6 protein-coding genes are annotated in these 7,482 nt (G+C 36.8%); all 6 read right to left on the bottom strand.

Going from position 1 to position 7,482, the window contains the following annotated elements; genetic code table 11:
- Positions 1 to 25: 25 nt before the first annotated feature.
- The 6 genes from PLA12_08985 to PLA12_09010 all read right to left on the bottom strand — a co-directional run bounded on the left by PLA12_08985 (position 26) and on the right by PLA12_09010 (position 7,296).
- Complete coding sequence (locus tag PLA12_08985; GenBank protein ID HOQ32632.1) at positions 26 to 1,558, bottom strand: Rne/Rng family ribonuclease; 1,533 nt, start codon at positions 1,556 to 1,558, stop codon at positions 26 to 28.
- Positions 1,559 to 1,564: 6 nt separating this feature from the next.
- On the bottom strand, positions 1,565 to 2,785 hold the full coding sequence (gene rodA / locus PLA12_08990) for a rod shape-determining protein RodA (protein ID HOQ32633.1): 1,221 nt from the start codon (positions 2,783 to 2,785) through the stop codon (positions 1,565 to 1,567).
- Positions 2,782 to 4,728 carry a penicillin-binding protein 2 gene (gene mrdA, locus PLA12_08995; GenBank protein HOQ32634.1) on the bottom strand — a complete coding sequence of 649 codons (1,947 nt, stop codon included), beginning with the start codon at positions 4,726 to 4,728 and terminating at the stop codon, positions 2,782 to 2,784. Before mrdA ends, rodA begins: the two co-directional genes overlap by 4 nt.
- 1 nt (position 4,729) lies before the next feature.
- On the bottom strand, positions 4,730 to 5,245 hold the full coding sequence (gene mreD / locus PLA12_09000; GenBank protein ID HOQ32635.1) for a rod shape-determining protein MreD: 516 nt from the start codon (positions 5,243 to 5,245) through the stop codon (positions 4,730 to 4,732).
- Positions 5,246 to 5,260: 15 nt separating this feature from the next.
- Positions 5,261 to 6,190 (bottom strand): rod shape-determining protein MreC, encoded by a 930-nt coding sequence (gene mreC, locus PLA12_09005; protein HOQ32636.1) that lies wholly within the window; start codon positions 6,188 to 6,190, stop codon positions 5,261 to 5,263.
- 86 nt (positions 6,191 to 6,276) lie between these two features.
- Positions 6,277 to 7,296 (bottom strand): rod shape-determining protein, encoded by a 1,020-nt coding sequence (locus PLA12_09010; GenBank protein ID HOQ32637.1) that lies wholly within the window; start codon positions 7,294 to 7,296, stop codon positions 6,277 to 6,279.
- Positions 7,297 to 7,482 lie beyond the last annotated feature (186 nt).

Here is a 7,482-nt window from a genome sequence, read left to right on the forward strand (position 1 = left end):
AAACAATTTATCTCAAAATGATTTTTTAATCACGATGTATATGGCTTTCTAATATCAGACGATTACGAGCACTCAGAATACGATAATCTTCTATATGAAAATCAGAAACTGATTCGATAAGAATCTCTTTCTGGAATTCCTTCTGCAAACTTTCAAGAAGAGGTTCATTTTCTTCTCGTAATCTTTTCGCAATATCAGGGTGGGTTTGAAGTATAAACTTTTTTTCTTTATTGACCACAAACATACTTTTTAATTTGCGAAGTATATCTAATAAAACCGTCGTGATAGATTTTATATGTCCCCGTCCATAGCAATAAGGACAGGGTTGAGATAATGTTTTGATTACATTTTGTTTTAACCGCTGTCGCGTTATTTCTATCATACCAAGTTCACTGATTTCAGATACAGTGATTCGTGCACGGTCATTTTTTAGTAAATTAATAAAATGATTTAAAAGCTTTTTGCGGTTCTGTTCTAATGCCATATCAATAAAGTCAATTACTATAATTCCATTCAAGTCCCGAAGCCGTACCTGCCTTGCAATTTCTTCCGCTGCTTCAAGATTTGTTTGAAGAATTGTCTCCTCTAATTCCTTTTTCCCTGTAAAACTTCCCGTATTCACATCAATGGCGACCAAGGCTTCTGTTAAATCAATTGTAATATACCCGCCTGATTTGAGTTGCACATTGCGTTGGAGAATTTTATCAATTTCCCGTTCAATATTCATTTTTTCAAATATAGGGTTTTTTAATTTATAAAGTCGCACCCTTTTTTTAAGTGCAGGTTCGAGTATATCGAGAAAATTAATGATTTTTTCATACTGGGAAGAATTGTCTATAGTCAATCGTTGAATTTCTTTTGTAAATCGGTCCCGAACAATTCGCAATATGGGATTTAAATCCTCCCGTACAAGCCCAGTTCTTTTCAATGTATGATACTTTTCATTAACTTCTTCCCATACGCGTAGCAAATACATAACATCATTTTCTAAATCCTCGCGAGGTTTATTTTCTGCGGCTGTTCTAAAAACAATACCCATTCCCTTGGGTTTAATTTGATTCATAATTTTCCGTAATCGCTCCCGCTCCTTTTCCGATTCGATTTTCCTCGAAATACCGGTAGCATTAATAGTAGGGAATAAGACTACATATCTTCCGGGAATCGTTATAAATGTAGTAAGTCGAGCTCCTTTATTCCCTATTTGGTCCTTAACCACCTGGACCATAAGATTTTGATTTGTATGGAGTATATTTTGAATTCGTGGCGGACCTGTTACCGTTTTCCGATGAAGAGGACGCGGAACCATTCCTTCATCAAGAATAATATCTTCAAAATCTGTAGATATATCCGAAACATATAAGAAACCATTTTTCTTTATGCCTATATCTATAAATGCTGCCTGAATACCAGGGATAATAGAGTCTACTCTCCCTTTGTAAATATTCCCAACAATAGACGGAGCTTCAGCCCGTTCTATCATCAATTCGGTTAATTTTTGATTTTCTAATAAGGCAATGCGAGTTTCCAATGGTTCTACATTTATTACTAATTCTTTCATAACATTTTATCCTGCAAATAAATAAGATTTTTCCCGAGGAACACTATATATTAAACCTATACCCGTTATACAAGTAAGATAAAAAGAACGACCCCAACTTAGAAAAGGCAAAGGCAACCCAGTTACAGGAAGTATTCCCATAGTAATAGCAATATTTATAAAAATATGAAACAAGAATATTATAGTAATCCCTGTAATCAATAATTTTCCTTTCAGTTCCGTAGCATATATTGCTAATTGCAAACATCGAAGAAGAAATAATCCATATAAAATAATAAGTAAGGCAGATTTATAAAAGCCATGTTCTTCAGCAAATAATGAAAAAATGAAATCCGTATGGTGTTCAGGTAAATATTTTAATCGAGTTTGGGTTCCCTGACGAAATCCTTTTCCATGAATTCCACCACTTCCGATAGTAATTCTACTTTGATAGGTTTGCCATCCTCCACCTTGTATATCTGCTTCAGGATTAAAAAATGTATAAATCCTCATTAATTGATGGGGTTTAAGAGGTAAAAAGTCAGGGTGTTCACCCGCCTGTATTTGTTCTGGCGTAAGACTATTTACTTCAAAGAAAATAAAGCCAATTAAGATAACACCAGCAAGAACAGTTGCCAACCAATGCCATACCCGACAACCTGCTATCCATAACATTATCATCGTTATAGGAACAAGACACATCGCAGTTCCAAGGTTCGGTTGCAAAAAAATTAAGATAATAGGAACCCCAGAAATTATAAAAGTTAATATATACCAATGAAGTTTTTTTATCTTATCACCAATTTTTCCAAAGTACCATGCGAGTGTAAGTACAATGATAATTTTATTTATTTCCGATGGCTGAAATCGTATAGGTCCTACGGGTATCCATCGTTCACTCCCTTTTGCCTGAACACCAAAAAACAGCACAACAACAAGAAATAAAATGGAAAGAGAATAAAGAATGGGAGCAGAAGCAATTATAATTCGGTAGTCAATCATTGTTAGGAAAAACAAAATAGGAAGGCTAATAAAAAAAATCAAAACATGTTTTACAAAATAAGAATAATCCTCATTTTGACTGGCACTATACATATTAACCCAACCGATTACAACCAGCATCAGCATTAATAGAAAAAGAACAGGGTCAATACGATTTAACCTACGCCAGTTTATAATATGTACACCACCATCTTCTATTTCGAACTGTATTTTAGGTGGATGAGTTATGTTTTCTATAGAACTCAATGTTGAACCCCTTCCGTTGATTCTTGGGCTATGAGTTGGACATCTTGTTTAATTTCCCGATTATAAAAGAAATGAATGACTTTTTGTGCTAAGGGTGCTGCCGCAGAAGAACCATGATGCCCATGTTCTACAAGTATACATAGGGCTATTTTAGGCTTTTTATCTGTAACCCCTGCTATAAACCATGCATGGTCTTTCATTTCCCAGGGGATTTCCTCTTCGCTTTTGTATTTTTTATGATGTTCTAAGGACATAATTTGAGCAGAACCCGTTTTACCAATAACGGTAATTCCATCAACTTTAGCAAGTTTACCTGTCCCTGCCCTTGCTTCCCCTATGGATTCAACACACAATCTCATTCCATCTATCACTATTTCTAATGTCTTCTTTGAATATATCTGTTCTTCAGGTTGAGGCGGGACAAAGTCAGCATTTAAATGAGGATATATCCGATGTCCCCCGTTGATAATAGTTGCCATCAACACGGCATTTTGTAAAGGTGTTGTAGCACAACTTCCCTGTCCAATACTCAAATTTACAGTATCCCCCGGATACCATTTTTGTTCCCATATAGGTTTTTGAGCATTTATTTTTGCTTTCCATGCACGGTCTGGAATTAACCCCGACACTTCACCCGGTAAATCAATACCTGTTTTTTCTCCCAGGCCTATTTTGTGGCAATACTCTGATATAGCATCAATTCCTAATTTAAGACCTACATTATAAAAAAATACATCACAGGAATAAGCAAGGGCTTCACGAACTGTAACCGAGCCATGCCCATACTTCTGCCAGCATTTCCATTCTCTACCGGTCCCACCAATTTTGAATGACCCCGGACAGAAAAAGGTGGTCTTCGGAGTAATAACCCCTTTTTCAAGAGCAGTTGCAGCAAGAAATACTTTAAATACAGAACCGGGCGGATATTGCTCACTTATGGCACGATTTGTCATTCGATTAGGTTGGTTGTTCTGTAAAAGTTCCAATCTTTCAGCATCTTTCCCTTTAGTAACAAATATATTCGGGTCATAATTAGGACTACTTGCCATTGCCAAAACGGCTCCTGTGTCTGCGTCTAAAACAACTATGGACCCCGGTTGACTTGCCAGCAAATCCTCGCAGAGTTTTTGCAGTTCAATATCCAAAGTTAAGACGAGGTTTTTACCCGGCGTTGGTAGTTGACGAAGCCCTGTCTCTTCAGTTAATAAGTGCCCTCGTGTATCTTTTCGAACAAGAAGCAGATTTCCATAGCGGTCTGTGCGTAATTGAGGTCTCCCGGATGCATATTTTGTAACGGTCATATATCCGTCAATTCCTTTGAGAATATTTTCATAATACCGCTCAATTCCAGTCCTTCCAATAAAATCACCAGGAAAATACTTTCCTTCATATAGAACCAGTTCATCACTATTTGTTTCATTTATATACCCGATAATCTGCCCCGCTGTATTTCCTAATGGGTATCTTCTTTGAGGTTGAACGGTAACATATACCCCAGGAAGTTGAAAATTATTTTCCTCAATCCGTATCCAATCAGAACGAGATATATCTCTTTTGAGTGTTATTTGCGTAAAAGGTTCTGTTTTAAAATTTTCAACTTGTTCTAAAACCCAGAAAGAAGGAACATTAATAAGTTTTTCTAAAGTTTCTGCAACACTTTTATATCGGTTTGACGGACAATCTCCGGGAACAAATATCACATCTGCTGAAGGGCGATTATCTGCCAAAATGGTTCCATCTTTTGTAAGTATTTTCCCACGGTCGGCTTTCATTCGTTGAGGCCAGATACGATTATTTTCTGCCTTTTCTCGATAAAGTTCCGCATCTCGCACCTGTATCGTCCACAAACGGAATATGAGAATTGCCATACTAAAAATTACAAGGAATATGACCAATGAGAAACGGTAAAAAAAATTCTTTTGTGTCGTATGGTTCCTATTCATATTATTTCCCCGGAGAATATGCTGAGAAAAAATCTGTAAATCGGAAAATCTGTTGTAATAACCAGAAAACAAAAGGAGTCATTAATGCACTATAAAAAGCAGATGGCACTGTGTTTATAAAAATTACATAAGTAAAATTTGTATAAGGGTCCTGAAGATATACAATTATATTAAATAAGATACCATGTAAAATAGCACCACCAAAAACCAATGCCGATTTAATAGCCGGATGTTCACTGATTAACCGCCCGGATAATTTACCAAAAATAAAACCTGTAATCACAAGACAGAGGATATGATGCCCCAGTGGGGTGTTACTTGCAATGTCCTGATATATCCCGGCAAATAAACCTGTAAACATAGCCCGCTCTTCACCATAGAATAAAGCAAAATAAATTACCATAATCAATCCGAGGTCAGGAGTTACCCCCTGAACCCTTAATATATCCGGCCAGCCGGTTTGCAATACAGAGAGAATTAGAACAATTATTATCCAGATAATATGATTAATGTTCATGGATTAAGACTCTTATTAGGGTGCTAACAATTCCTGTATTGGGGTTTGGGATTCTGTTTTCTCATTATCTATTTTCCCTTCATTTATATGGGCATTATCATAATCCGCAATATTCAATGGGTCTATTTTGTCGAGTATAATAAAAACACAATCCAGTTTATATGGGTCTACTATGAGGGTTATATCGGCACTTTTCCATAGTGTTCCCGATTCATGAATTGCCTGAATAATCCCGATAGGCAATCCCGGTGGAAAGGTGCTTTCCGAACTGGTGACTACATAATCTCCAACACGAACTTTGTCATATATATCAATATAATTCATGGTGCAAATTTTGCGTAAATCCCCAGAGGGATAAATGACACCATCATAAGGGTGTAATCTTTCGCGTTGTATCATGGCTCCAATTCGGCATTCACGATGATGTAATGTTGCAACGACGGACGAAAATAGAGAAGTTTCTATTATAATTCCCACAACACCTTCCGGGACCACTACAGGTTGAGAAATAGAAATGCCATCACGGGAACCGCGGTCTATTCGCAAGGCTCCTTGATAAGTCTCTAAAACATTTGCCTGCAATAATTTTAAGGACTTCCATTCCTCCGGAAGAGTTGCCATTTTTAGTTTCTTCTCCAATTGATAATTTTTTTCCCCTTTCTCAATAAGGGCTAATCGTAATCGAAGGATGTCCTCTTTCAATGTTTTATTTTCATTTTTCAAATAATCGGTTTCAAAGAAAACAGTCACAATATAATCTAAAAATTTTCCCGTTTGTGCTTTTAAGCTTATTAGAGGATGGGTTGTTAAATAAATTCCTTGTTTAAGGAAATTACGGATAGGAGTTGAGGGTGTTTCTGTAAGGAGAGAGATAATACATAATAAGCATATTACCACAAAAATAATGGTTGACCGATATGCTTTTGATGTATCTAATGTATTCATTTTTTTATTAGATTTTAATATATATTAAAACTTTTTACCCTCTTCTCACTTCATACAATTATGTTACAAGAACAAGTTGAACAAAATTAAAGTTTTTCTTCGGGGTAGTTTTTCAATTCTTCGAGGAATTTTCCTCCACCAAGCACGACTGCTGAGAGAGGGTCTTCTGCAATAGATACATGAAGCCCTGTTTCTTTAGAAAGCAATTGGTCTAATCCTCTAAGGAGAGCACCACCTCCGGCGAGGATAACGCCACGGTCCACAATATCTGCTGACAATTCAGGGGGAGTTCGTTCAAGTGTATAACGAACGGCTTCTATAATCTGGCTGACAGGGTCTTTTAAAGACTCCCGAATCTCTTCCGATGTGATTGTAATAATTCGAGGCAATCCCAATACCTGGTCTCTTCCTTTTACTTGCAATTCAAGTTCTTGTTTCAAAGGAAAAGCCGAACCGATAGCTATTTTTATTTCTTCTGCAGTTCGTTCCCCAATCATCATATTATACGAACGTTTCATGTGATTAATAATAGCCTGGTCCATTTCATCACCCGCTGTGCGGACAGATTTCGAAAAGACAATACCCCCTAAAGAAATTACGGCTACTTCGGTTGTTCCCCCACCAATATCTACAATCATACTTCCTTGAGGTTCATGAACAGGTAGTCCTGCTCCAATTGCTGCTGCCATAGGTTCTTCAATAATATATACCTTCTTGGCACCGGCTTGCATAGCACTTTCCGTTACCGCTCTTCGCTCTACAGCTGTTATGCCCGAAGGAACGCCCACGGCCACACGAGGCCAAATGAGCCGACGGCGGTTATGAACCTTCTGAATAAAATATCGAAGCATTTGCTGTGTCGTTTCAAAGTCTGCTATAACGCCATCTTTCATTGGACGAATAGCTACGATATTGCCCGGAGTGCGACCAATCATATTTTTGGCTTCATTCCCTACTGCTCGAACCCTTCCGGTATCTTTATTAATTGCTACCACAGAAGGTTCACTTAAAACAATACCCTGTCCTTTTACATAGACAAGCGTATTGGCTGTCCCTAAATCTATAGCCATATCGTGGGAAAATAACCACGGTATTTGTCGAACCATTTGTAACACAGGATTTTTCTCCTAATTTTTTTTGTTTATTAAATATTACGATATAAGAGAATAGAGTCTTTAAAATTTGAGGTTTTATTATACCAAAATTGTAAAGTTTTTTGTAATTGTATTACCAACTTAATTTGCACAAAAAATCCATTTTGATATTAATTGCTCTATGAAAACAATTTATGC

Source organism: Candidatus Hydrogenedens sp. (genome assembly GCA_035378955.1).
In the GTDB taxonomy this organism is placed as follows: domain Bacteria; phylum Hydrogenedentota; class Hydrogenedentia; order Hydrogenedentales; family Hydrogenedentaceae; genus Hydrogenedens.

Coding starts and splice junctions, on each gene's coding strand:
- mrdA (HOQ32634.1), bottom strand. CDS start 4,728: ATGAATAGGAACCATACGACACAAAAGAATTTTTTTTACCGTTTCTCA.
- PLA12_09010 (HOQ32637.1), bottom strand. CDS start 7,296: ATGGTTCGACAAATACCGTGGTTATTTTCCCACGATATGGCTATAGAT.
- mreD (HOQ32635.1), bottom strand. CDS start 5,245: ATGAACATTAATCATATTATCTGGATAATAATTGTTCTAATTCTCTCT.
- PLA12_08985 (HOQ32632.1), bottom strand. CDS start 1,558: ATGAAAGAATTAGTAATAAATGTAGAACCATTGGAAACTCGCATTGCC.
- mreC (HOQ32636.1), bottom strand. CDS start 6,190: ATGAATACATTAGATACATCAAAAGCATATCGGTCAACCATTATTTTT.